Annotated in this window: 1 pseudogene; it reads left to right on the top strand. The window is 57.9% G+C overall.

The window, feature by feature from the left end:
* Positions 1–435, top strand: a pseudogene (locus OGY13_RS01040) (IS3 family transposase); the annotation flags it as partial.

The raw sequence follows: 435 nt of genomic DNA, 5'->3' as shown, positions 1-435 counted from the left end.
CTCAAGAAGCTGCTTGCCGAAGCCATGCTGGATAAAGAGGCGCTTCAGGTGGCTCTTGGGCGAAAGTACTGACGACAGACCAGAAGCGGGAAGCCGTGATGTTGATGTGTGATGCGACCGGTCTGTCGCAACGTCGTGCCTGCAGGCTTACAGGTTTATCCCTGTCGACCTGCCGCTATGAGGCTCACCGTCCGGCTGCTGATGCGCATTTATCAGGGCGCATCACTGAGCTGGCACTGGAGCGCAGGCGTTTTGGCTACCGTCGTATTTGGCAGTTGCTGCGCCGTGAAGGGCTTCATGTTAATCATAAGCGCGTGTACCGGCTTTATCACCTCAGTGGCCTGAGCGTAAAACGCAGAAGACGTCGTAAAGGGCTGGCAACAGAACGTCTGCCGCTGCTCCGTCCGGCGGCGCCCAATCTGACCTGGTCGATGG

It is taken from the genome of Citrobacter sp. Cpo045, from assembly GCF_030332875.1.
GTDB lineage: Bacteria > Pseudomonadota > Gammaproteobacteria > Enterobacterales > Enterobacteriaceae > Citrobacter > Citrobacter portucalensis.
This window is presented reverse-complemented; position numbering and strand designations above follow the sequence as displayed.